This is a genomic window from Stenotrophomonas sp. YJH_SMC_19 (assembly GCF_059367915.1).
On record NZ_JCAFRI010000004.1, the window covers coordinates 199947 to 221422 of the forward strand.

The 21476-nt window shown below is 67.5% G+C and carries 17 protein-coding genes and 1 tRNA gene; 8 read left to right on the forward strand and 10 right to left on the reverse strand.

The genetic code is table 11. The features are described 5' to 3' along the window. Nucleotide 1 precedes the first annotated feature (1 nt). Nucleotides 2-529, forward strand: coding sequence for a polyhydroxyalkanoate synthesis repressor PhaR (gene phaR, locus AC5P5R_RS07085; RefSeq protein WP_005410391.1), 528 nt, complete (start codon nucleotides 2-4; stop codon nucleotides 527-529). A 73-nt stretch (nucleotides 530-602) separates the two neighbouring features. On the opposite strand, the gene AC5P5R_RS07090 is transcribed toward phaR, so the two are convergent. From AC5P5R_RS07090 to AC5P5R_RS07115, 6 genes are all read right to left on the reverse strand, one after another. Then, nucleotides 603-1559, reverse strand: a complete 957-nt coding sequence (locus AC5P5R_RS07090) for a TraB/GumN family protein (RefSeq protein ID WP_100438765.1) — start codon at nucleotides 1557-1559, stop codon at nucleotides 603-605. A 1-nt stretch (nucleotide 1560) separates the two neighbouring features. After that, the gene (locus AC5P5R_RS07095) at nucleotides 1561-2490 is read right to left on the reverse strand and encodes a DUF1684 domain-containing protein (protein WP_005410393.1); all 930 of its coding nucleotides are present in this window, start codon (nucleotides 2488-2490) and stop codon (nucleotides 1561-1563) included. A gap of 11 nt (nucleotides 2491-2501) precedes the next feature. Continuing rightward, nucleotides 2502-4406 carry a DNA mismatch repair endonuclease MutL gene (mutL, locus tag AC5P5R_RS07100; protein WP_100438766.1) on the reverse strand — a complete coding sequence of 635 codons (1905 nt, stop codon included), beginning with the start codon at nucleotides 4404-4406 and terminating at the stop codon, nucleotides 2502-2504. Between the two features lie 165 nt (nucleotides 4407-4571). Beyond that, nucleotides 4572-6134 carry an N-acetylmuramoyl-L-alanine amidase gene (locus tag AC5P5R_RS07105; RefSeq protein WP_100438767.1) on the reverse strand — a complete coding sequence of 521 codons (1563 nt, stop codon included), beginning with the start codon at nucleotides 6132-6134 and terminating at the stop codon, nucleotides 4572-4574. Between the two features lie 82 nt (nucleotides 6135-6216). Then, nucleotides 6217-6699: a tRNA (adenosine(37)-N6)-threonylcarbamoyltransferase complex ATPase subunit type 1 TsaE gene (tsaE, locus tag AC5P5R_RS07110; protein WP_005410396.1), complete on the reverse strand. Its 483-nt coding sequence runs from the start codon at nucleotides 6697-6699 to the stop codon at nucleotides 6217-6219. Further along, nucleotides 6696-8180 carry an NAD(P)H-hydrate dehydratase gene (locus AC5P5R_RS07115; RefSeq protein WP_099484827.1) on the reverse strand — a complete coding sequence of 495 codons (1485 nt, stop codon included), beginning with the start codon at nucleotides 8178-8180 and terminating at the stop codon, nucleotides 6696-6698. The genes tsaE and AC5P5R_RS07115 overlap by 4 nt, the downstream gene beginning before the upstream one ends. Before the next feature lie 23 nt (nucleotides 8181-8203). Here AC5P5R_RS07115 and queG point away from each other — a divergent pair, with 23 nt between their 5' ends. Beyond that, nucleotides 8204-9274: a tRNA epoxyqueuosine(34) reductase QueG gene (queG, locus tag AC5P5R_RS07120; RefSeq protein WP_033834693.1), complete on the forward strand. Its 1071-nt coding sequence runs from the start codon at nucleotides 8204-8206 to the stop codon at nucleotides 9272-9274. Nucleotides 9275-9318: 44 nt separating this feature from the next. After that, the gene (gene xseA, locus AC5P5R_RS07125) at nucleotides 9319-10650 is read left to right on the forward strand and encodes an exodeoxyribonuclease VII large subunit (protein ID WP_111723019.1); all 1332 of its coding nucleotides are present in this window, start codon (nucleotides 9319-9321) and stop codon (nucleotides 10648-10650) included. A 555-nt stretch (nucleotides 10651-11205) separates the two neighbouring features. Here the strand turns inward: xseA and AC5P5R_RS07130 are convergent. Both AC5P5R_RS07130 and AC5P5R_RS07135 read right to left on the reverse strand, forming a co-directional pair. Then, nucleotides 11206-12102, reverse strand: coding sequence for a M48 family metallopeptidase (locus AC5P5R_RS07130; protein ID WP_012480853.1), 897 nt, complete (start codon nucleotides 12100-12102; stop codon nucleotides 11206-11208). Between the two features lie 88 nt (nucleotides 12103-12190). Continuing rightward, complete coding sequence (locus tag AC5P5R_RS07135; protein ID WP_495226346.1) at nucleotides 12191-14083, reverse strand: formylglycine-generating enzyme family protein; 1893 nt, start codon at nucleotides 14081-14083, stop codon at nucleotides 12191-12193. Between the two features lie 84 nt (nucleotides 14084-14167). On the opposite strand from AC5P5R_RS07135, the gene rnd reads away from it, so the two are divergent. From rnd to AC5P5R_RS07150, 3 genes are all read left to right on the forward strand, one after another. Then, a complete protein-coding gene (gene rnd / locus AC5P5R_RS07140) occupies nucleotides 14168-15247 on the forward strand; it encodes a ribonuclease D (RefSeq protein ID WP_100438769.1) in 1080 nt (359 codons plus the stop codon). A 131-nt stretch (nucleotides 15248-15378) separates the two neighbouring features. Next, nucleotides 15379-15540 (forward strand): hypothetical protein, encoded by a 162-nt coding sequence (locus tag AC5P5R_RS07145; protein ID WP_224119244.1) that lies wholly within the window; start codon nucleotides 15379-15381, stop codon nucleotides 15538-15540. Between the two features lie 246 nt (nucleotides 15541-15786). Beyond that, entirely contained in the window at nucleotides 15787-17859 is a 2073-nt protein-coding gene (locus tag AC5P5R_RS07150) for a DUF4034 domain-containing protein (RefSeq protein WP_164281500.1), read from the forward strand. Between the two features lie 88 nt (nucleotides 17860-17947). On the opposite strand, the gene AC5P5R_RS07155 is transcribed toward AC5P5R_RS07150, so the two are convergent. Continuing rightward, nucleotides 17948-20278 carry a TonB-dependent receptor gene (locus tag AC5P5R_RS07155; RefSeq protein WP_024958086.1) on the reverse strand — a complete coding sequence of 777 codons (2331 nt, stop codon included), beginning with the start codon at nucleotides 20276-20278 and terminating at the stop codon, nucleotides 17948-17950. Between the two features lie 237 nt (nucleotides 20279-20515). Here AC5P5R_RS07155 and AC5P5R_RS07160 point away from each other — a divergent pair. Continuing rightward, nucleotides 20516-20591, forward strand: a tRNA-Ala gene (locus AC5P5R_RS07160). Nucleotides 20592-20652: 61 nt separating this feature from the next. On the opposite strand, the gene AC5P5R_RS07165 is transcribed toward AC5P5R_RS07160, so the two are convergent. Continuing rightward, complete coding sequence (locus AC5P5R_RS07165) at nucleotides 20653-20823, reverse strand: hypothetical protein (RefSeq protein ID WP_005410406.1); 171 nt, start codon at nucleotides 20821-20823, stop codon at nucleotides 20653-20655. A gap of 161 nt (nucleotides 20824-20984) precedes the next feature. Here AC5P5R_RS07165 and AC5P5R_RS07170 point away from each other — a divergent pair, with 161 nt between their 5' ends. Then, nucleotides 20985-21470 (forward strand): hypothetical protein, encoded by a 486-nt coding sequence (locus tag AC5P5R_RS07170; protein WP_100438770.1) that lies wholly within the window; start codon nucleotides 20985-20987, stop codon nucleotides 21468-21470. Nucleotides 21471-21476 lie beyond the last annotated feature (6 nt).

Here is a 21476-nt window from a genome sequence, read left to right on the forward strand (position 1 = left end):
AATGGCTGCGACCCGCATCATCAAGAAGTATCCGAACCGCCGTCTCTACGACACCGAGATCTCCAGCTACATCACCATCGAGGACGTGCGCCAGCTGATCCTGGACGGTGAAGACTTCGAAGTCCGTGACGCCAAGAGCGGCGACGACCTCACCCGTTCGGTCCTGCTGCAGATCATCGCCGACCAGGAACAGGACGGCGAACCGATGCTGTCCACCCAGCTGCTGAGCCAGCTGATCCGCTTCTACGGCGACTCCCTGCAAGGCTTCATGGGCAACTACCTGGAGCGCAGCATGCAGGTCTTCCTCGACCAGCAGCAGCAGTTCCGCCAGCAGATGGGCAACCTGCTGGGCCAGACCCCGTGGGCGATGATGAACCAGCTGACCGAGCGCAACCTGGAGCTGTGGCAGGAATTCCAGCGCAGCATGGGCACCGGTTTCGGTGGTCCGCGACCGGGTGGTACCGGTACCGGTACCGGCAACAAGCCCAACGAACCCGGTACCGGCACCGGCGGCAAGACCCGCCGCTGAGCCGCTGTACCGTCGGATACGAAAACGGCGCGCCCGATGGCGCGCCGTTTTGTTTTGTGCCCCCGGCGGAGCATCAACGTTTCGCTTTGCACCCCGTGCATACGCGTTCGACCTTGTAGCCCTTCGCCTTCAGCTTCTCGACCACGCCGTCACTACCCAGCAGGTGCAGCGTACCGACCACCACCAGCGTGCCACCCTGCCCGGCCTGCAGGTACGGCAGCAGCTTCGGTACCCACGCATCGTTGCGCCCGGTGTTGATGCGCTGGTAAAGCTGCGGATACTGCTGGCGCATTTCCGCGGCCATCTTCGTCCACAACACGCGCTCATCGCCGCGCCGCCAGGCATCATGCAGCTGGCGCGCCTGCTCATCGCCCTTGCCCGCCTGATCCAGCGCCTCGGACAGCATCTGTCGCTGCTCCTGCACGGTCATGCCGTCGAGCATGCCGATCTGGGTATCGATGTCTTCCAACCCAGCGGTCCTGCGGCCGGTCTTCTGCGCGCGCTCCATGAAATGACGGTCCAGGCCCAGCGCCGGGTCCAGGCCCATCTTCTGCATCTGCCCGACCGAAATGCTCAGGCCGACGAACCAGGGCTTCATGCCCTGCATCTGTGCCAACGGAAGCTTGTTCTCGGATGCGAACGCCTGCAGCTTCTGCCAGGTAGCCGCGTCAAGATCGCGCTTGAGCTCGCTGCCATCGGTGCGCACTGCAGCCTGCACCATGCGGCTGGCCAGCTGCGGCGACTGCATGTCCTCCGGCGACAGTTCGAACACGACCCGCTGCGAGGCCTCGAAGGCCTGCTCGACATCGGGCGACAGCGGGTAGTCCTGCGGTTTCAACAGGTGGAATGATCCAAGCAGGTATACGCGTGAATCACCCGGGCCGGTCACCTTCCACAGCAGCGGCACCGGCGGCTTGGCCGCCGCCGTGGCCGCGGCGTCGGTGGCCGGTGCATTGCGCGCCGGTGCCAGCGGTGCGATTGCAAACGCTGCCATCAGCAGCGTTGCACGGAACAGTCCCTTCAACGGCATCTCAGCCCTCTCCTTCAGACAGGTGGTAGGCCTTCTCGCCCGCTTCCATGCGCAGGTCCAGCCGGTTTTCCGGCGGCGCCAGCGGGCACGTGGCATAGGCGGTGAATGCACACGGCGGGTTGTAGGCATGATTGAAATCGATGCGTAGCGTGCCGTCGGCTGCCGGCGCATCGGTATCCAGGTAGCGCCCGGCCGGATAACTACCGCGGCCACTGGTGCGGTCGGCAAAGATCAGGAACAGCGGCTGCCCGGTGGCTCCGATCGCCTCCAGCCGCCATGTGCGGCCGTCGCGTTCGAATTCGACCGCGCCCGCATTGGGCATCTCGGTGGTCAGGCCGGTGATGTCGACAATGGGCAGGGTCTTGCCCGCCGGATGCGGGATGAAACGTGCCTGCACCTGCCAGTCCGGGCCACCCGGCCAGTACTCCAGCCCGGCGAAATCACGGCGCGCCGGCGCATCGGCATGCTTGACCCGCAGCGCATCGCGCGGCCCGCGCCGGATGATGCTGAGCTGGCCCTTGCCACCGTCGAAGGCCAACAGGGTTGGCTGCGGATCCTTGTCGGTGTCGATGCGGATGCGGCCGCGCACCGGCTGGCCATCATGGCTGACATCCACACCGGCTTCGGGCGTGAACCACCACTGGCTGCCCTCGCGACGCAGCAGGCCCAGCTTGTCCGGGCCAACCGTCAGGCGGATGCCGTTGGTGGCACCACTGCCGACGAAGTGTGATTTGTTCTGCAGCCAGTGCAGGCCGACCAGGGCCGTCCAGCCATCGGGCCGGGTCAGGTCCTGGTAGCGGGCCACCCGCCATTGCTGCTGCGCGGCCGCATAGGCCGGATCTTCGGTAACCTTCGGCGCCGGCGGTGTTGCCGGACTGCACGCGGCCAACAGCAAGGCGGCCAGCAGGCCGCCCATTCCCCGATAACGCATCGATGCTCCCCTCAACGTCCGCGCAGGAACCAGCGGTCGATCTCCGCCAGCGAAAAACGGGCCCAGGTCGGCCGGCCGTGGTTGCACTGGCCAGACCGTTCGGTGATTTCCATGTCGCGCAGCAGCGCGTTCATTTCCGGCACGGTCAGGCGCCGGTTGGCACGCACCGCACCGTGACAGGCCATGGTCGACAGCAGTTCGTCACGTGCGCTGGCCACGCGGCGGCTCTGGCCGTGCTCGCGCAGGTCGGTCAGCACATCGCGCAGCAGCCCCTCCGGTTCGGCATGCGCCAACAGCGCTGGAATACTGCGCACGTGCAGCGATCCGGGGCCGGCACGGGTCACCTCGAAGCCGAGCGCCGCCAACGTTTCGGCTTCACTTTCGGCGGTGTCGGCTTCGCGCTCGCCCACGGCGAGTGTGATCGGCACCAGCAGCGGCTGCGACTGCAGGCCGATACCATCGTGCGCGTTCTTCAGGCGCTCGTAGCCGATGCGCTCGTGCGCGGCATGCATGTCGACCACGATCAGGCCTTCTGCGTTCTCGGCCAGGATGTAGATGCCGTGCAGTTGCGCGATCGCGTAGCCCAGCGGCGGTACGCCGGCGTCGGCACTGGTCACCGGCAGTCCGTTCTCGGTCGGCATCGGCGGCAGCGCAGCACCGCGTTCGGCACCGGCCGGTGCGGCATACAGCGCGGCATAGGCCGCCGGTGCATCGGCCACCTGCAGCCCAAGGGGCTGCTGCGGGCGCCAGCCGGAAAAACCACCACCACCGCTGCCCGAGCCGGCACCGGGCGCAGGCCCACGCACCAGCCCGAAACCCGATGCGCCCGCGCTCGATGCCATCGGTACAGCAGCGGCGTCCACCGGATGCACCGGACCCGCACCGATCTCCTGCGCCGACATGCCGGCGCGGGTATCAGCCAGCGCGTCCTTCAGCGTGCGGTAGACGAAATCGTGCACCAGCCGCGAATCACGGAAGCGAACCTCGTGCTTGGCCGGGTGCACGTTGACGTCAACGCGGGTCGGGTCGAGCTCGAGGAACAGCACATAGGCTGGCTGGCGGCCGTGGTACAGCACATCGCCGTAAGCCATCTTCACCGCATGGGCGACGCTGCGGTCGCGCACCGAACGGCCGTTGACGTACAGGTACTGCTGGTCGGCGCTGGCGCGCGAATAATGCGGCTGCGCGATCCAGCCGTGCAGGCGCAGGCCGGCACCACTGTGGTCGACGCGCACGGCCTGGTTGGCGAAATCCTCGCCCAGCGTTTCGGCCAGGCGCGCATCGGAATACAGATCGCCCGGCTTGTAGCGGCGCGAGGCCTTGCCGTTGTGCGACACGCGCAGCTCGACATCCGGTCGCGCAAGCGCCAGCGAACGCAACCACTCTTCGATATGGCCCAGTTCGGTACGCTCGGCGCGCAGGAACTTGCGCCGCGCCGGTACGTTGTAGAACAGCTCGCGCACTTCCACGGTGGTGCCGGGTGCATGCGCACGTGGCGTCACTTCGCCGATCTTGCCGCCTTCGATCTGCAGTGCCGAACCGTGTTCGTCATGTGCGCGACGCGAGGACAGGGTAAAGCGGCTGACCGAGGCGATCGACGGCAGCGCTTCGCCACGGAACCCGAGCGTGGCCACCGATTCGAGGTCGTCCAGATCGGCGATCTTGCTGGTGGCGTGGCGCGAGACCGCCAGCGGCAGCTGTTCCGGCGCGATGCCACTGCCATTGTCGCGGATGCGGATCAGGCGGACACCACCCTCTTCAAGATCGATATCAACGCGGCTGGCACCGGCATCGATCGCGTTCTCGACCAGCTCCTTGACCACTGACGCAGGACGTTCGACCACTTCGCCGGCGGCGATCTGGTTGATCAGGATTTCCGGCAACGGCCGGATCGGGCGCGGTCCGGGCGCGCTCATGGGAGAGGATGGGCAGCAGACTTCATGGGTTGATGATAGCGGAGCCGCCCCGTGTAGAGTCGACTGTCAGTCGACTGCCCTCCGCCGGGCGGCGAAAACCCCGCGCTGCGCGCGTAGTCGACTGACAGTCGACGCTACAGAAAGCAGTAACCTGCCTTCGGCGGGTTACTTGCTGCCGCCGGCCATGGTCCCGGCAGCGTCGATCTCGGCCTGGGCACGGGCTGCGTACAGCGTGCCCGGCGGTGGCTGGCGGCTGAAGAAGGTGTGCACGCCATCGAGCACGGCGCCGGCGATCTTGCGCTGGTAGGCCGGGTCGATCAGGCGGCGCTCTTCGTCCGGGTTGGAGATGAACGCGGTTTCCACCAGCATCGCCGGCATGTCCGAGGTGCGCAGCACGGCGAAGTTCGCACGTTCGATGTTCGGCTTGTGGTTGTTGCCGATCCGCTTCAGGCCGCCCAGCACGTGGCCGGCGGCATCTTCAGATGCCTTCATGTAACCGCTCTGGGCAAGGTCCAGCAGCACGTTGGCAAGCGTGCCTTCGGTCTGCTGCAGGCGCACGCCACCCACCAGGTCGGCCGCGTTTTCCTTGTCCGCCAGCCAGCGGGCGCGCTGCGAAGAGGCGCCCTTGGTCGACAGCACGTATACCGACGAACCAGTGGCCGAACGGTTTTCGGCCGCGTCGGCATGGATCGAAATGAAGATGTCGGCCTTGTTTGCACGTGCCTTCTGCGCACGCATCGGCAGCGGGATGAACACGTCGCTGTCGCGGGTCAGATAGGCCTTCAGGCCCGGCGTCGCATTGACCTGGCGGGCCAGCTCACGCGCCACCGCCAGGGTGACATCCTTTTCGCGCTTGCCGGTCGGGCCGATCGCGCCGGGATCCTGGCCACCATGGCCGGGATCGATGGCGACCACCAGATGACGCATGCCGGCCTGCATGCGGATGCGCGAGGCATCGCTGGGCATGGCCGGGCGCGGCGGTTCCACCGGCGTCGGCGCCGGTGCAGGCACGGTAGCCGGCGGCGTGGTCACCACGGCGGCGGTGCGCTGGCCGGCCAGGATCGCGGCCGGCGAGGAAGAAGGTGAGCTGCTGGCCACGGTACCGGCCGCCGCAACCTGGGCCGGCGCGGTGGACGGCGCCGGGGTCGGCGTGGCCGGTGCGGCGGCAGTGGCACTGGCCTGCTGCCGCACCTGCGCGGTCAGCAGTGCGGTCGCACGTGCGGCATCGGAACGCGACTGTGCGCTTTCAGCCGGGGTCGGCGCGGGCGTCGCCACCGGTGCCTGCGGCTGCACCGCCGGTGTCGCTGCCGGACGGCTGGCGGCCATGGCCGGGCCATCGCCCGGCCATTCGATCACCAGCTTGGATTCATTGCCCTCCCGCTGCATCTGCGGGCGGAACGGCGCCACCGATTCAGCGAGGTCGAAAACGACACGGAAGGTCCCCGGCACCGGCTGTCCGGTACGCACCGCCGTGACCACGCCCTGCGCAGCCGGCATCTTCAGGTCGCGTATGGCGCTGGAGTCAGGGAAGTCGACCACCAGACGGTTCGGACTGGCCAGAGAAAGCGTCTTGTAGCCGCCACTGCCGACCAGCGAGATCTCGGCACGGGTGCCGGTGGCGCCGGTATTCAGCAGGACCTGGCGGACTTCACCGGCCCACGCACTGACGCTCGCCAGACCCAGTCCGACGGCGGCACAGATAGCGATGAGACGGTTCCCCGGGCGCATGGCTCAGGATTCAATCACCGCGCTGAACGGAATGCAACACCTTTTTCCTTAATAATCCGTAACCTGCCGGTCTTTGTTCTCGTCAGCCGACAGAAATGGCCTGCAAGTCGCCCCCTTGGGGAAGCCGCTTCAGCCACTCATGTCCGACGTCGCTGGCTCCGGTGAGACGGGCGCGACGCCCCTGCCCCTCGATCTCCAACGCCACCACCAGGTCGGTCGGCGGCAGCGCGCCAGCGCCGCGTTCCGGCCATTCCACCAGCCACAACACCGCGCTGCCCTCGTCCAGGCCCAGGAAATCGAGTTCGCCGGCCTGGCCGATCCGGTACAGGTCCAGGTGCCAGGCCTCGCCACCGCTGGCCAGCGGATAGCGCTCGACCAGGGTGTAAGTGGGGCTGCGGATCGCGCCCTGCACGCCCAGCGCGCGCAGCAGTGCGCGTGCGGTGGTGGATTTGCCGGCGCCCAGGTCGCCGCGCAGTTCGATCAGCGCCTGCGGCGGTCGGGTCGCCGCCAGCCACTGCCCGAGCAGTTCGGTGGCATCGCTGTCGGCAAGGAAGAATTCAGTCATGAAGAGCGTTCCGGGTTGGCCAGTTGCCGCAGCGGCACCAGCAGATCAGTGGGAAGCATGCCGCGCGCGCCGTCGGCGGCCGCAGCGTCGCCGGCGAGCGCGTGCAGCAGTGCGCCAGTGGCGGCAGCGTCGAAGGCGGCCAGGCCCTGCGCGCGCAGGCTGGCAATGATGCCGGTGAGCAGGTCGCCCATGCCCCCCACGGCCATGCCGGGGTTGCCTGCAGCAATCAGCCGTGGCACCTGCCCGGGCGCCGTCACGATGCTGCCCGCGCCCTTCAGCACCACCACGGCGTGGAAGCGCTCGGCCAACGCCTGCGCACAGCGGTAGCGATCGGCCTGGATGTCAGCGGTACTGCAGTCGAGCAGGCGCGCGGCCTCGCCCGGATGTGGCGTAAGGATCGCCTCCGGCAGCGCGCGCGGATCCTGCGCCAGCAGATTCAGCGCATCGGCATCAACCACCAGCGGTTTGTCGCTGTCCAGCACCTGCGCAAACATTGCGCGTGCCCATTCGTCCTGGCCCAGGCCGGGGCCGATCGCCACCACCCTGGCCTTCTCCAGCAGCGCCGGCAGCACATCGCCATCTTCAAGCGCATGGGTCATCGCCTCGGGAAGCCGAGCCAGCAACGGGCCGACGTGATCGCGCCGGGTGGCCAGGCTCAACAGTCCCGCGCCGGCACGCAGTGCCGCTTCGGCCGCCATCGCGATGGCCCCACCGCTGCCATGGTTGCCGCCGACGCACAGCACGTGCCCGGATTCGCCCTTGTGGGTATTGGCACGACGCGGCGGCAGCAGTGCCGGCAAGCGAGCCTGGGTCCAGTGCTCTGCGGCGGGTGACACGCCCTGCCATGCGGCCGTGGGTAGCTGCAGCGGCGCCAACGCCTTCCGCCCGCAATGATCCAGCGCATCGCCGGTATACAGCCCGCGATGCGGCACGATGAACTGCAGGGTCAAAGCAGCCTTCACCGCCTCGCCCGGTACGGCGCCCCGGTCGGCATCGACGCCACTGGGGACGTCCAGCGCCAGAACCGGTGCCGTCTGCGCGTTGAGGGCGGCGATCAGCGCCTGCGCCACACCTTCCGGCGCACGGTCGAAGCCCAGACCGAACAGGGCATCAACCCAGATATCGGCCTCGGGCAGCCCGCCGTCGAAATCGGTGATGGTGCCGCCGTGGGACGTGAATTCCGATGCTGCACGCTGTGCCAGCGACGTCGCCGGTGGCTTGCCCGGCAAGGCGATCACCGTCACCGCGCGCCCGGCCTTCCGTGCATGGCGGGCCAGCACCAGGCCGTCGCCGCCGTTGTTGCCTGCTCCGACCACCACGCCGATCCGCTGCGCCTGCGGCCAATGCTGCAGCAGGCACTGCCAGGCGGCCTGGCCGGCCTGCGCCATCAGGCCCCAACCACCCTCGGCGGCCAGCGCCGAAGCCTGCGCATCAAGCGCACGCGCGGCAGCGGAATCGAAAAGATCGGCAAGGTTGGCCATGCAGGGATTTTATACTGGTGCACATGTCCCCCGCCCCCATCCCTGTCGATCCGGCCCAGGCCGTGCAGCGCATCCGCGAACTGGCGCGTGCGCATGGCTTCCAGCGCTGCGGTATCGCCGGCATCGAGCTGGGCGAGGATGAGGCGCACCTGGCCGACTGGCTGGGCCAGGGCCTGTACGGCACGATGGACTGGATGGCGCGCCACGGCACCCTGCGCGCGCGCCCGGCCGAGCTGCTGCCCGGCACCGTACGGGTGATCTCGGTAGGCATGGACTACAGCCACAAGGACGACACCGAAGCCTGGGCAACCCTGGCCGACCCGGGCCGCGCCTACGTGGCCCGTTACGCCTTGGGCCGCGACTACCACAAGCTGATGCGCAACCGCCTGCAGAAGCTGGCCACGCAGATCAACGATGAAGTGGCACCGCTGGGCTACCGCGTGTTCGTCGATTCGGCGCCCGTGCTGGAACGCGCACTGGCGCGCAATGCCGGCCTGGGCTGGATCGGCAAGCACACCTGCCTGATCGACCGCCATGGCGGCTCCTGGTTCTTCATCGGCGAGATCTACATCGATATCCCGCTGCCGATCGATGCACCGGCCACGGCACACTGCGGCACCTGCACGCGCTGCATCGATGTCTGCCCGACCCAGGCCATCACCGGCCCGCAGCGGCTGGACGCGCGGCGCTGTATTTCCTACCTGACCATCGAGCACGACGGTGCCATCCCCGAAGACATGCGGCCGTTGATCGGCAACCGCATCTACGGCTGTGACGACTGCCAGTTGGTCTGCCCCTGGAACAAGTTCGCCAAGCGTACCGACGAAGCCGATTTCCGCGCGCGCAACAACCTCGACACTGCCCGTCTGGACCAGCTGTTTGCCTGGGACGAAGCTGAATTCCTGCGCCGTACCGAAGGCAGCCCGATCCGGCGCAGCGGCCATGAACGCTGGCTGCGCAACATCGCCGTGGCACTGGGCAATGCACCGTCCTCGGCCGAAGCGTTGGCCGCGTTGCATACCCGCGTCGATGATCCCTCGCCGCTGGTGCGCGAACACGTGCAATGGGCGCTGGACCAGCACAGGGTGCGCTGACGTGCGATCCTGAGCCCCCGTTCCGCCCGCAGCACGCCGTTCCCATGCAGCCACGCAACAACGACATCCTCACCCCCAGCCAGCTCAACACCCTGGCCCGCGACCTGCTGGAAGGCAGCTTCCCGGCGATCTGGGTCGAGGCCGAACTGGGCAGCGTGGCGCGTCCCGCCTCCGGGCATCTGTATTTGACCCTGAAGGATGCACGTGCGCAGCTGCGCGCGGCAATGTTCCGGATGAAGGCGCAGTACCTGAAGTTCGTGCCGCGCGAAGGCATGCGCGTGCTGGTGCGCGGCAAGGTGACCCTGTACGACGCCCGTGGCGAGTACCAGATGGTGCTGGACCATATGGAGGAAGCCGGCGAAGGCGCGCTGCGCCGCGCGTTCGAAGAGCTGAAGGCACGCCTGGAAGCCGAAGGCCTGTTCGACCCGGCACGCAAGCGGCCGTTGCCGGCGCACGTGCAGCGCCTGGCGGTGATCACCTCGCCCACCGGCGCCGCCGTGCGCGACGTGCTGAGCGTGCTCGGCCGCCGCTTCCCGCTGCTGGAAGTGGACCTGCTGCCGACCCTGGTGCAGGGCAGCAGCGCCGCTGCACAGATCACCCGCCTGCTGCAGGCCGCCGATGCCAGTGGCCGCTACGACGTGATCCTGCTGACCCGTGGCGGCGGTTCACTGGAAGACCTGTGGGCCTTCAACGATGAAGCACTGGCCCGCGCGATCGCCGCCAGCCGCACCCCGGTAGTGTCGGCGGTGGGCCATGAAACCGACTTCAGCCTCAGCGACTTCGCCGCCGACCTGCGCGCACCGACGCCATCGGTGGCGGCCGAGCTGCTGGTCCCGGACCAGCGCGAACTGGCGCTGCGCCTGCGCCGCACGGCCGCGCGCATGGTGCAGCTGCAACGGCATGCGATGCAGCAGGCGATGCAGCGTGCCGACCGCGCCCTGCTGCGCCTGAACGCACAGAGCCCGCAGGCGCGGCTGGACCTGTTGCGCCGCCGTCAGCTCGATCTGGGCCGGCGCCTGCATGCGGTCTTCAACCAGCAGCAGGAGCGCCGTGCCGCACGCCTGCGCCATGCGGCCGCGGTACTGCGCGGGCACCATCCGCAACGCCAGCTCGACGCGATGCAGCGCCGCCTCGCCGCCCTGCGCGGGCGGCCGCAGGCAGCGATGCAGCGCCTGCTGGAGCGCGATGCACTGCGACTGCGCGGACTGGCGCGTTCACTGGAAGCGGTCAGCCCGTTGGCCACCGTGGCCCGTGGCTACAGCATCCTGACCCGCACTGACGATGGCACGCTGGTACGGAAGGTCAACCAGGTGCAGCCCGGTGACGCGCTGCAGGCCCGCGTTGGCGACGGCGTGATCGACGTGCAGGTCAAGTAGAGGGGTGTTCGGCAGGGCTGCGCCCTGCACCTGCAGAGGCTTCAAGCAACGGCCGAAGCAACAGCCAAAGCGGCTCTGGATTGCTGATGGTTTGGTGGGGCGGTGTGGCTGTGCAGGACACGCCGTAAACCCATCCCTGGGGGCTCGATGGCGCCATCCATGGCGCCAACGGTCCTGCACAGCCACACCGCCCCACCCTCGACAGTTTCCCGATGACGGTCGGTAGATCCACGCCATGCGTGGATGAATCTCTGTCAGATATCGAATCAATTCGGGGTCAGATCCGTTTTCCGTAGGAAAACGGATCTGACCCCGCGCCATTCCGACAGATCGCGAGAATCTGTCGAAGGCGGGGTGGGTCCGGTTGAGGGGGCGTGAGCCGCATGGATGCGGCGACCGAGCTTACATGGACGTACTTGCAGCGTCCCCCGAAACCGGACCCACCCCGCCATCCCACGGAATGCACGCTGTAGCTGTAGCTGTAGCTGTAGCTGTAGCTGTAGCTGTTGCTGTTGCTTCGGCAGGTGCAGGGCTGCAAGCCCTGCCGACCAACCCCTACTTTGCCTGCTCGCAGAACTTCTGCCGGTACTCGAGCGCCTTCGGCATCAGCGCCTGCAGGTTCTGGATGCGGGTGCCCGGGTTCGGGTGGGTGGAGGCAAACTCCGGCGGTGCCTGGCCGCCACTGGCCTGGCCCATGCGCTGCCAGAGCGGCACCGCCTCGCGGGGATCGAAGCACGCCGCTGCGGCCAGCATCAGCCCCACTTCATCCGCCTGTGTCTCGTGGCTGCGCGCATACGGCAGCAGGTAGCCATAGCCCATCGCCGACATCATCATCTGTTGCTGCTGCGCATCCATGCCGCTGGCGGCGCCGGCCACCTGCCCGATCTGGGTCAGCTTCTGCTGGGCCATGCGCTGTGCACCATGGCGCAGCAGCGCATGGGCGATCTCATGCCCCATCACCACCGCCATCGCATCGCGGGTGCGTGCTACCGGCACCAGCCCGGTGTAGACCGCCATCTTGCCGCCCGGCAGGCAGAACGCATTGGCCTGGTCGGACGGGATCACATTCACTTCCCACTGGAAATCCCGCGCGAAATGCGCCGGCTGCACGCCGTGCTCCTGGGCCAGCGCGGTCTCCACCACATCGACCTTGGCAATCAGGCGCTGGGCGATATCGCGCACATCGCGCGCGATCGGTGCATTGGGGTCCATCGGCCGTTCCTGCGACAGGATCTGCTGGTAGGCCTGCAGCCCCAGCGCGGTTTCCTGGCGCGCGTCCAGGCTGCTGTCGATCATCACCTTCTCGCCGGTGTACGGATCGACCGTGCGGTTGGATAACCAGTAGAACAGCGCATAGCCGGCGGCCAGCAGCAGCACCCACCAGCGGATGTTGCCGAACAGGCCACGCCGCTGTGGGCCTTGCGACGAGCGGGAGAAGGGATCGTTGCGCATCGGGGGACTTCCTGCTGGCCCCGCCGGCTGGCGGGCACGGCGCAATCTTAGTGCGCCGCTGCCCGCAGCGGGTGAAGCCGGGTGCCGCTCAGATGCCGCGCACCAGGCGGAAGCCGATGCGGGCATTGGTGGTATCCGAATCCTGGGACTGCCGCCAGGCCGCGCGGGTCTGCTCGGGGGCATTGGCCCAGTTGCCACCGCGGATCACCCGCGACCGGCAGCCCGGGTTGAACCAGGCGACGCCATCGGACGGTGCGCGGCGGTAGCTGGCATGCCAGCAGTCGGCCACCCATTCGCTGAGGTTGCCGCCCATATCGTGCAGACCGAAGGCATTGGCCTGGAAGCTGGCCACCGGCGCCGGCCCCCACCAGCCATCGCCGTACCCGATAAACGCGTTGTGCCAGTGCCGTCCCGAAGGCGAAACGTCCTTGCTGCCGGTGAAGTTGCCGCTGCCTGGCGGCGGCACGCCGGCATCGCCCCACGGATAGCGGCCACTGCTGCCAGCGCGCAGCGCGTACTCGAACTCGGCTTCGCTGGGCAGCCGGTAGCTGCGGCCAGTCTGCTCGGACAGCCACGCCGCATAATTCTCGGCATCACGCACACTGACGTGCATCACCGGCGAGTTGCCCAGCGCGCGACCGCCGTCGTAGTCGGAACGCCAGTCCACGCCGCTGCGGCGGATGAAATTGCCGCTGCGTTCGTCGTAGACCACCGAATGGCCACGCCGGGTCGCGCGCGGGCGCGCATTGGAGGCTTTCACGTAGCGCTCGAAATCGCTGACGGTGATCTCGGTGATCGCCATGGCAAAGCCGCGATCGAAGCGCACGTAGTGCGACGGACGCTCGGCATCACTCGAGCCCGGCTCGGCATCGCCTGCACCCATCTGGAAGCCACCGTGGGGCACCACCAGCATCTGCGGTCCGCGCCCCCCATCGCGCATCGCATCACTGAACACCTGTCCCGGCCGGAAGCTCCCGTAATGGGTGGCCAGGTCGATGCGCTCGCGAAGCTGGCCCACCACTGCATCACCCGGCAGAGCGATGCGAAGCGCCTCGGCCAGCTTCTCGCGCGCCGGCTTCAGGCCTTGTGGCGTGGCAAGGTCAAGCAGTCCGTCATCACGCAGCTGCAGCAGCGTGGCGGCGCGGATCTGCTCGATGCGTTCGAAGGCGTCGGCGATCGTCGGCGACGAATCGCGCACTTTGCTGGCTTCGGCCAGCCAGGTACCCGCACTGGCGAAATCGCGCGCCCGAGCAGCCTGTTCGGCACGGCGGATCAACCCGCTCTCGGCTGCGGCCAGGCCCTGCCGTGCGCGGCTGTTGTCTTCATCCAGCGCCAGCGCCTCACGGAAGTTGCCGATGGCACCGTCGCCATCCTCACCGATACGGTCCGAGCGCAGGTCCTCCTCGCCAGCACGGTTGTAGGCCACCACCCGTTGCGCCAGCTCCACCCGCGCCTGCAGCGCACGCACCTGCTCGTCCTTCGGCGACAGGGTCAGCAACACCAGTGCCTGGCGGCTGGCCTCGGCCAGCGCCTCGCGCTGCTTCAGCGGCCGCACCAGCAGGGCATCGGCCAGCTGCTGCAGTCGCTGGCGGGCACGCTGCAGGCCCAGCCGGGCCTGGCGGTCATCCGGGTCTTCTTCCTGCACCGCCAGCCACAGCGGAATGGCGGCATCCGCATCTTCATAGAGCCGGCCTTCAGCGAACGCCTGCTCGGCGGCGCGCCGCAACTGGGCCAGGCTGCGGCCCTGGCGGTCCACCCGTGGCGGCGTCCACTGCTGTACGTCCTCGGCGGCATCTTCACCGGCGATGGTCACGCTGCCCTGCCCGGCCTGCGAACTGGCATTGGCGCCGGTGTCGGCGCCCTCGGCCGCGCGCGCCTCTTCGCTGGCGGCCCGTTCCGCCGGCGCGGACGGCGACGGCGTGCAGCCGGCCAGGGCCACGGCCAGGGCGGTGCACAGCACGGGCGACAACGGAAAACGCAAGCAGAGCCTCCTTCGGCACAGACGCGGACCGACGTTAGGCTATTCTCCCCTGCCTGAGCAAACCCGAGTAGTAGGCCCTGACCCGTGGCAACCTGGATCACCACCCCCGCCGAGCTGGAAGCGTACTTCCAGCAGCGCCCGACCCGCATCGGCCTGGACACCGAATTCATCCGTGAACGCACCTACTGGCCGCAGCTGGCCCTGGTGCAGATGGCGGTCGGGCAGGACATCCTGCTCATCGACCCGCTGATTCCCGGCATGACCGAGGCGCTTGCGCATTGGCTGGCCGATGAATCCATCACCAAGGTAATGCACAGCGCCAGCGAAGACCTGGTTGCCTTCAAGTGGGCCTGCGGCGTGCTGCCGCGACCGCTGTTCGACACCCAGATCGGGGCATCGCTGGCCGGCATCGGCGGCGGCATGGGCTACCAGAAGCTGGTGGCGGAGATCACCGGAGTGGCGCTGGCCAAGGGCGAGACCCGCTCGGACTGGATGCGCCGCCCGCTGTCCGAGTCGCAGCTGCAGTACGCCGCCGACGATGTCGAGCACCTGTTCGCACTGCACGACGCCATTGATGCCAGGCTGCAGGCGCTCGGCCGCCAGCAGTGGTTGCACGACGATGGCGAGCGCCTGCTGGCCAGTGTCGCCAACGATGAAGATCGCTGGCCGCACCTGGCGATGCGCTCGGCACAGTTCCTTGATGACGCCGCGCAGCACCGCCTGTTGCGCCTGCTGCGCTGGCGTGATGTGCAGGCACGCAGCAGCGACCGCCCGCGAAGCTGGATCCTGGACAACGAACTGGCCGCCACTCTGGCGCGCACGCCTCCGGCCGACGAGGCAGCGCTGGGCAAGCTGTTCGAGCAGTTCCCAAAGGCACCGCGCAAACTGGCCGGCGCCGTGTGGCAGGCGCTGTCCACGCCGCTGGCCGACGAAGCCGACGCGCCGCTGGCGCTGCCGGCCAACGACAGCAACAAGCAGGCGCTGAAGAAGCTGCAGGATGCCGTGGCCGAACGCAGCCGCGAGCTGGGACTGCCAGATGGCATCCTTGCCTCGCGCAAGCACCTGGAAAGCTATCTGGAACGTCGCCAATGGCCCGCCGCACTGGCCGGCTGGCGCCAGCAGGAACTGGAGTCGCGCCTGCAGGCGCTGCTGCCGGGAAACTAGCAACCCGCATCGGCCGCCTCGCGGGGCGGCCCTGCCAATGCTCGACAAGGACATTGCTGCGTGCCTGCATGGCCCTCTTCCGGCGTATTGCGATGGACGATCGTCACGCTGCTGGCCGGCGACACTCCTGCATGGATCGCAGCAGCCAGCTCAACGCCTACGCGGCACTGACGGGCGGGCTGGACCTGGCCCGTTCGGTTCACTACCTCGCGCTTTCGGCACGCCTGATCGAACAGGCCCCCGTTGCCAGCGAGCAGGACAAGCTCGAACCCTGGCTGCATCCGCACGCCTGATGCACGGCTATTTCCCGGAATCGAGGCGTAGAGACAGGGCCAGGGCACACTCGCCTACCGGCCCGAGCTGCTGCTTGCCTTTCCGCTGCACATGGACGATCCGCAACGCGAACGCCTGTTCCGGGTGACGGGATTCACCTTCAAGCCTCCTGCTGAATGCCATCGACACGGCAGCCGCATGTCCTGCTTGCCGCCGCTAACGACCGCGCTTCTAATGTCCAGCCTCGTACTCGCTGGATTGCAGCAATGACAAACGGATTTGCAAAAGACGGGCTTTCCCCCGAAGACCTTGCCTGGCGCGTGCAGGCGCGCACTGCGCTGCAGGAACGGCGCTATGCCGAACTGGATGCGTTGCTTGCTCCACATGAGCTGGCCTGGCTGCAGGGAGAGAATGCGCTGCCCGGCATCCGCTGGCGGCTGCGCAACCTGCACGACGCCACGCTGACGTTGGAAGCCCGCCTGCAACTGGCCCAGCAGTGGGCTTCGGCCGCCCCCGGCAGCTACTACGCCTGGCTTTGCCTGGGCGCCTGCTGGCAGGACGCTGCCGGCGAACTGCGCAGCGCCGACGTTGCCGCACTGGTCGAAGACAGCCAGTGGCTGGCGGCACAGCTGGCCCGCGATCATGCCGTGCACGCCTACCTGCAGGCGATACCGCTGTCGCCACGACCTGCGTTGGCGCTGGATGGCATCAAGCGCATCACCAGCTACCTGCGCGAACCGAACTGGCTGCGTGCGCTGCAGGCCGGGCAGCCCGCCGCATCCGATGACGCCGCGCTGGCCGAGCACTACCCTCAAGCCTGGCCAAAGGCATTGCAGCTGCTGTCGCGCTTCGGTACGCCGTTGCAGACGCTGCCGGATACGCTGCCCCCATTGCTGCGCGAGCGCAGCCAGGACGATTTCGACGCACCACTGGCGTACTGGATGCGCCTGGTGCTGGAGCAGCGCCCGGACGATCTGGCCACGCTGGAAGACACCCTGTACTTCCTGTACCCGCGCTGGGGCGGCAGCCATGAGGCGATGGAGAACTTCATCGAGGGTAGCTGGTGCCGTGGCCTGGAACTGGCGCAGAGCAACGCGCTGCGGTGGCACAAGGAGCAGGACTGGATGGGCGATCTGCCCCACCGTGAGGATGCCGAGGCCGTGGCCGCGCACGAGCGCGCCTACACGCAGATCCTCGACTGGCACCTGGACCGCCACCTGCGCGCGCAGGTGCTGGCCCAGCGCGCCGGGCTGCGCTACCGGCTTGGCCGCGTTGAAGACAGCGAAGGCGTCGTGCAGTGGGATCCGGACCACATGCAGGCGGTGCTTGAAGATCTGCAGCAGGCATGGACATTGGACCGCGATGGGGTCCTGCATGAGGGGCTCAGCAACCTCGAGGCCTGCACCTGGTTCGCCCATGTCGACGGTGCCGAAGCACTGTTCGCACAGGTGGTGGACTATGCCGCGCGCGAAGGCGATTCGGCGATCGGCCTGCTCTGGGCCGCCACCGCCATCGAGCATGGCCTGCTCGGCCAGGCCAGCGACCCGACACGCGCCAGTGTCCTGCTGCAGCGCGCGTTGAAGCTTGCGCAGCAGGACGACACCTCGGCGGTGACGTTCGCCGCCAATCTGTTCTGCGATGTCTCACAGGCCGCCGGCCTGTCGCTGCTGCAGCGCATGGCGGACGATGGCGACGCCGGCGCGATGTCGGCGCTGTGCGACCTGTACAAGGGCCGCCTCGGTGGCCGTGACCAACCACAGTTCGCCGATGCGGAAAAGGCCGCCTACTGGCAGGAGCGTGCGGTGGAAGGCGGCGACCTGATCGCCACCTACAACCTGGCCGTCCGTCTCGTCGCCGCAGGCGGCGCGGAGAACGAAGCGCGTGCGCGCGAGCTGTACCTGCGCTGCCTGGATGAGGCCGAGGCCGGCGAGCGCGTGTGGGGCCCAACCTGCCGCAACCTGGCCTGCCTGGCATTCGATGGCCGGAACGACGCGCACAAGCGCGAAGCGGTCGAACGCGCCTTGATTCCGCTGTGGTGGCGCGGCGACGACGACGACAAGCTGTGGGCTGCCGGCTATCTGGCCGACATCTACCACTTCGGTAACGGCGTCCCGGCCAATGCATTCCTCGCCCTGAGCTGGCTGCAGCGTGCCAGCGAGATCGATCCGGAGTATGTGGACGTGGTACGCATGGCACCGCTGATCAACGGCGAAGGCCGCTGGTTCGGTGCCAGCCGCGCACGCAAGCAGCAGGAACAGGACCGGCACCAGGTGGACAGCGCCACTTGGGCCCTGACCTTCGGCCAGCGCAGCCAGGACAGCAACCTCACTGCAGTCTGAAGCAACGAAAAGGGCGGCCCGGATCACCGGGCCGCCCTTTGCATTCCAACAGTGCGATGGCGGGATGCCCCGCCATCGCGACAGCGCATTACCAGTTCATGTTCAGCGAGACACCGACGGTACGCGGTTCGTTGTAGACCGCGGCCATGTAGTTCTCGATCACGCCCTTGAGGTTCTTCTCGTTGGTGATGTTGCGCGCGAACAGCGCCACTTCGTAGGCACCGTAGTTGCCCGAGTAGCCGATCTTCAGGCCGCCTTCGAAGTCACCCTTGGAATTGAACTCCTTGCTGTCGTACAGCACGAAGCTGGTGTAACCCTGCTTGTTCCAGTCGGTGGAGACGAACATGGTGCCAGCGTCGCTGACCGGGAAGTCGTAACGGGCGGCCAGGTTCACGTTGTACTTCGGCGCGTTCGGCAGCGGGTTGCCGTCGATCTGCGCGAAGGTGTTGGCGCCGACCTTGATGGTCGGATCATTCACCGTGCAGACCACCTGGCCGTTGAGGCCGCAGACCTGCGCGTACACGCGCTTGTCCTTGATCTCGCTGTGCAGCAGGCTCAGGCCGGCGCTCAGGGTCAGGTTCGGGATCGGGCGCAGTTCCATGTCCGCTTCGAAGCCGTAGGCCTTGGCCTTGTCGGCGTTGAACAGCACGCCGTTGCCGTCCGAATCGTTGCCGTTGAGCTGGATGTCGTTGACGGTGTAGGTGAACGCGGTGGCGTTCAGGCGCAGGCGGTTGTCCCACAGGCTGCTCTTCACGCCCGCTTCCCAGGACAGGATGGTCTCGGAATCGGCGGTGGTGAAATCGGCGTTGAACACCGCCGAACGCCCCTGGATGGTCGGGCCGCGGAAGCCACGCGCGACCTTGGCGTAGACGCTCACGTCCGGCGTGATCTGATACATCGCGCTCAGATCCCAGCTCGGGGTGGTGTCGGACATCCTGACGTCGGTGCGGCCCTTGTAGGTGACCACGCCGGCGGCAGTGTCAGCGGTCTTCAGCAGGCGGGTGTGCTTCTCGTCCTTGGTCTGGCGCAGGCCGGCGGTGACGGTGAACTTGTCGGTGAAGGCGTAGCTGATCTGGCCGAAACCGGCCCACGAGGTGTTCTTGTTGCGCAGGCGCACCCAATTGTTCGGGTTGCGTGCTGCGCCCTGCAGGAACCAGGCGCGCTGGTAGAAGTCGGTGGTGTCGCTGCCGTTGAAGTAGAACGCACCGGCCTGCCACTGCAGGGCGCTGTCATCATGGCTGGCCAGGCGGAATTCCTGGGTCCACTGGTCCAGGTCACGGATGCGGCCCATCGACTGGCCGTAGCCGTTCGGCACGCCGTTGACCGGGAAGTTCACCGCGGCGCCGCCGTCGGTGTCGCCGCGGCTGTAGCCGGAGGTGGTTTCGTAGGCGGTGATCGAGGTGAAGTCGATCGCGCCGAAGTCATAACGCGCCTTCACCGAACCGCCGTAGGTCTTGTAGGCCTGCGGGTTGTTGTCGGCTTCGTCGTAGGCGACCTTGTCACGCGGCACGTCGGTCTTGTTCGAGCCCTTGGTCAGCGCACCGCGCAGGAACAGGGTCGAGGTGCCCTCGTAATCACGGGCGTGGGCCGAGGCCAGGATCGAGAACTGGTCGCTCGGGGTCAGCAGCAGCTGCGCGCGTACGTTGCGGTCATCGAAGCCGCCCATGGCGTTCTTCTTTGGGCTGACCGTGCCGTCGGCGCTCGGGCCGCGGTAGGTGTTGTCGACGTAGTCGTCGCGGTGCTGGTACAGGGCCGACACGCGGAACGAGGCGATGTCGTTGATCGGGCCGCCGAAGCCGCCGTCGATCGACACGCTGTTATAGGTCGCATAGCTGGCACTGACGCGGCCGGTGTAATCCTGGGTCGGCTTCAGGGTGTCGAACTTGACGATGCCGGCGGTGGTGTTGCGGCCGAACAGCGAACCCTGCGGGCCGCGCAGCACTTCCACCTGGTCGACGTCATAGACCGGGTTGGACTTCAGCACCACGTGCTCCAGCACCACGTCGTCCTGGATGATCGACACCGGCTGCGAGGCACCCAGGTAGAAGTCGATGTTGCCCAGGCCACGGATGTAGAAGCGCGGGAAGATGCGGCCGGTGGTGGTTTCCGCATACAGGCTCGGCACGCGGCCGGACAGCGCCAGCAGGGTGTCATCGCCGCCGGCGGTGAAGTCGCGCATGCGCTCGCCCTGCACCACGCCCACCGAGACCGGCACTTCCTGCAGGTTCTGCTCGCGGTGTTCGGCGGTCACGGTGATGGTGTCCAGCCCGGTCGGGGTCGGCGCGCTGTCCTGCGCGGCGGCACCGAAGCTGCCGACCAGGGCCAGGCCGGCACAGGCCAGAGCCAGCGGGTGGCGGCGGAAGGAAACAAAGGAAGACGACAGACCCGACAGGCGGCGGGAATCGGAATGGGAGGGCATGAAATGCTCTGAGGAGGCGTCCGTGCGGCCTGCGCGGGCCGGGCGGCAAAAAGGAGGAGAACTGCGCAAGCCGCCATTATCCCCCAAATTGTTACGATTTCGTTGCGCGGCGCCCAAACCCGGCGAAACAAGCGGTTTCGGCACAGTCACCCGCTGATGTGCCTCGCGTCTCGACACGAAATTCCTTTGATCGGCTTGGCAAGCGGCAGGCGCTTGGCTAGACTGAAGCCCTGCCGTGGGGCCATAGCTCAGCTGGGAGAGCGCGTCGTTCGCAATGACGAGGTCAGGAGTTCGATCCTCCTTGGCTCCACCACTATTCAGAAGAACCCGTAGATCTTCGTGATCTGCGGGTTTTTCTTTTCAGCGCCGGCAACTCAGGCCGGCTCCTGGTCGCCGTCCTTGCGCTGCGGGCCGCGTGAGTGCGCATCGCGCACCTGTTGGTCGCGCTGCCCGGGCCGCTGCTTGGCCACATCGTCCTGCTTCCTGTCCTGGCGGCTTTCCTGGACGCCCTGCTTCGGGTCCTGATCCTTGTCTCGCTCGTTCATCGAAAACTCCCTCGTCGGCGGCAGGCCAACGCTGTGCACCACGCTAGAGGCTGGCGGGTAATCCACAAGTCAGTCCTGCGCCAACGTCATGTGCAGGCACTGGCTTGCCGCCATTGCCCCCGCGCAGCCAGAATCCGAGGGCCAACGCCCACCGGTACGCCATGCCCTCTTCTGCCCAGCACGCAGCACACGCCGTGCCGATGATCATTGATGCGACCGACGGCAGCATCCAGCTCGGCAATCTGCCGACTCTGATCGGCCCCACCCTGTCACGGGATGAGGCACGTGTCGCCTTCGTCACGCTGATGCGAGGAGAGCGCGACGTCGGCACCGGCTACGTCTGGCTCAGCCTGCACCGGCTCAGCCTGGGCGGTGCGCCCGCTGGCATCAGCCTGTGCTTTCACGGGCAACAGCTCGACATGGTGACGATGGGCGTCGATCTACCCGGTGCGACGTTGGAAGACGGCTGGCCGACCCAGGCGGCAATCGATGCCGAAGTCGCCTTCATGCGCCGCACGCTGGGTGCGGCGCTGGGACGCAAACTGGCCGGCGGCCACGCCCGCTTCGACTGGGGCGAAGCCTGGGCCCGCTTCGATCCGAAGGGCTTCATGGCCAGCAGCGGTATCCGCTACCGGCCACGTCGGTGACCGCAC

What these genes read in the sequence shown, in the direction of transcription:
- phaR (WP_005410391.1), top strand. Translation starts at nt 2, where the DNA reads ATGGCTGCGACCCGCATCATCAAGAAGTATCCGAACCGCCGTCTCTAC.
- AC5P5R_RS07090 (WP_100438765.1), bottom strand. Translation starts at nt 1,559, where the DNA reads ATGCCGTTGAAGGGACTGTTCCGTGCAACGCTGCTGATGGCAGCGTTT.
- AC5P5R_RS07095 (WP_005410393.1), bottom strand. Translation starts at nt 2,490, where the DNA reads ATGCGTTATCGGGGAATGGGCGGCCTGCTGGCCGCCTTGCTGTTGGCC.
- mutL (WP_100438766.1), bottom strand. Translation starts at nt 4,406, where the DNA reads ATGAGCGCGCCCGGACCGCGCCCGATCCGGCCGTTGCCGGAAATCCTG.
- AC5P5R_RS07105 (WP_100438767.1), bottom strand. Translation starts at nt 6,134, where the DNA reads ATGCGCCCGGGGAACCGTCTCATCGCTATCTGTGCCGCCGTCGGACTG.
- tsaE (WP_005410396.1), bottom strand. Translation starts at nt 6,699, where the DNA reads ATGACTGAATTCTTCCTTGCCGACAGCGATGCCACCGAACTGCTCGGG.
- AC5P5R_RS07115 (WP_099484827.1), bottom strand. Translation starts at nt 8,180, where the DNA reads ATGGCCAACCTTGCCGATCTTTTCGATTCCGCTGCCGCGCGTGCGCTT.
- queG (WP_033834693.1), top strand. Translation starts at nt 8,204, where the DNA reads ATGTCCCCCGCCCCCATCCCTGTCGATCCGGCCCAGGCCGTGCAGCGC.
- xseA (WP_111723019.1), top strand. Translation starts at nt 9,319, where the DNA reads ATGCAGCCACGCAACAACGACATCCTCACCCCCAGCCAGCTCAACACC.
- AC5P5R_RS07130 (WP_012480853.1), bottom strand. Translation starts at nt 12,102, where the DNA reads ATGCGCAACGATCCCTTCTCCCGCTCGTCGCAAGGCCCACAGCGGCGT.
- AC5P5R_RS07145 (WP_224119244.1), top strand. Translation starts at nt 15,379, where the DNA reads ATGGATCGCAGCAGCCAGCTCAACGCCTACGCGGCACTGACGGGCGGG.
- AC5P5R_RS07150 (WP_164281500.1), top strand. Translation starts at nt 15,787, where the DNA reads ATGACAAACGGATTTGCAAAAGACGGGCTTTCCCCCGAAGACCTTGCC.
- AC5P5R_RS07155 (WP_024958086.1), bottom strand. Translation starts at nt 20,278, where the DNA reads ATGCCCTCCCATTCCGATTCCCGCCGCCTGTCGGGTCTGTCGTCTTCC.
- AC5P5R_RS07165 (WP_005410406.1), bottom strand. Translation starts at nt 20,823, where the DNA reads ATGAACGAGCGAGACAAGGATCAGGACCCGAAGCAGGGCGTCCAGGAA.
- AC5P5R_RS07170 (WP_100438770.1), top strand. Translation starts at nt 20,985, where the DNA reads ATGCCCTCTTCTGCCCAGCACGCAGCACACGCCGTGCCGATGATCATT.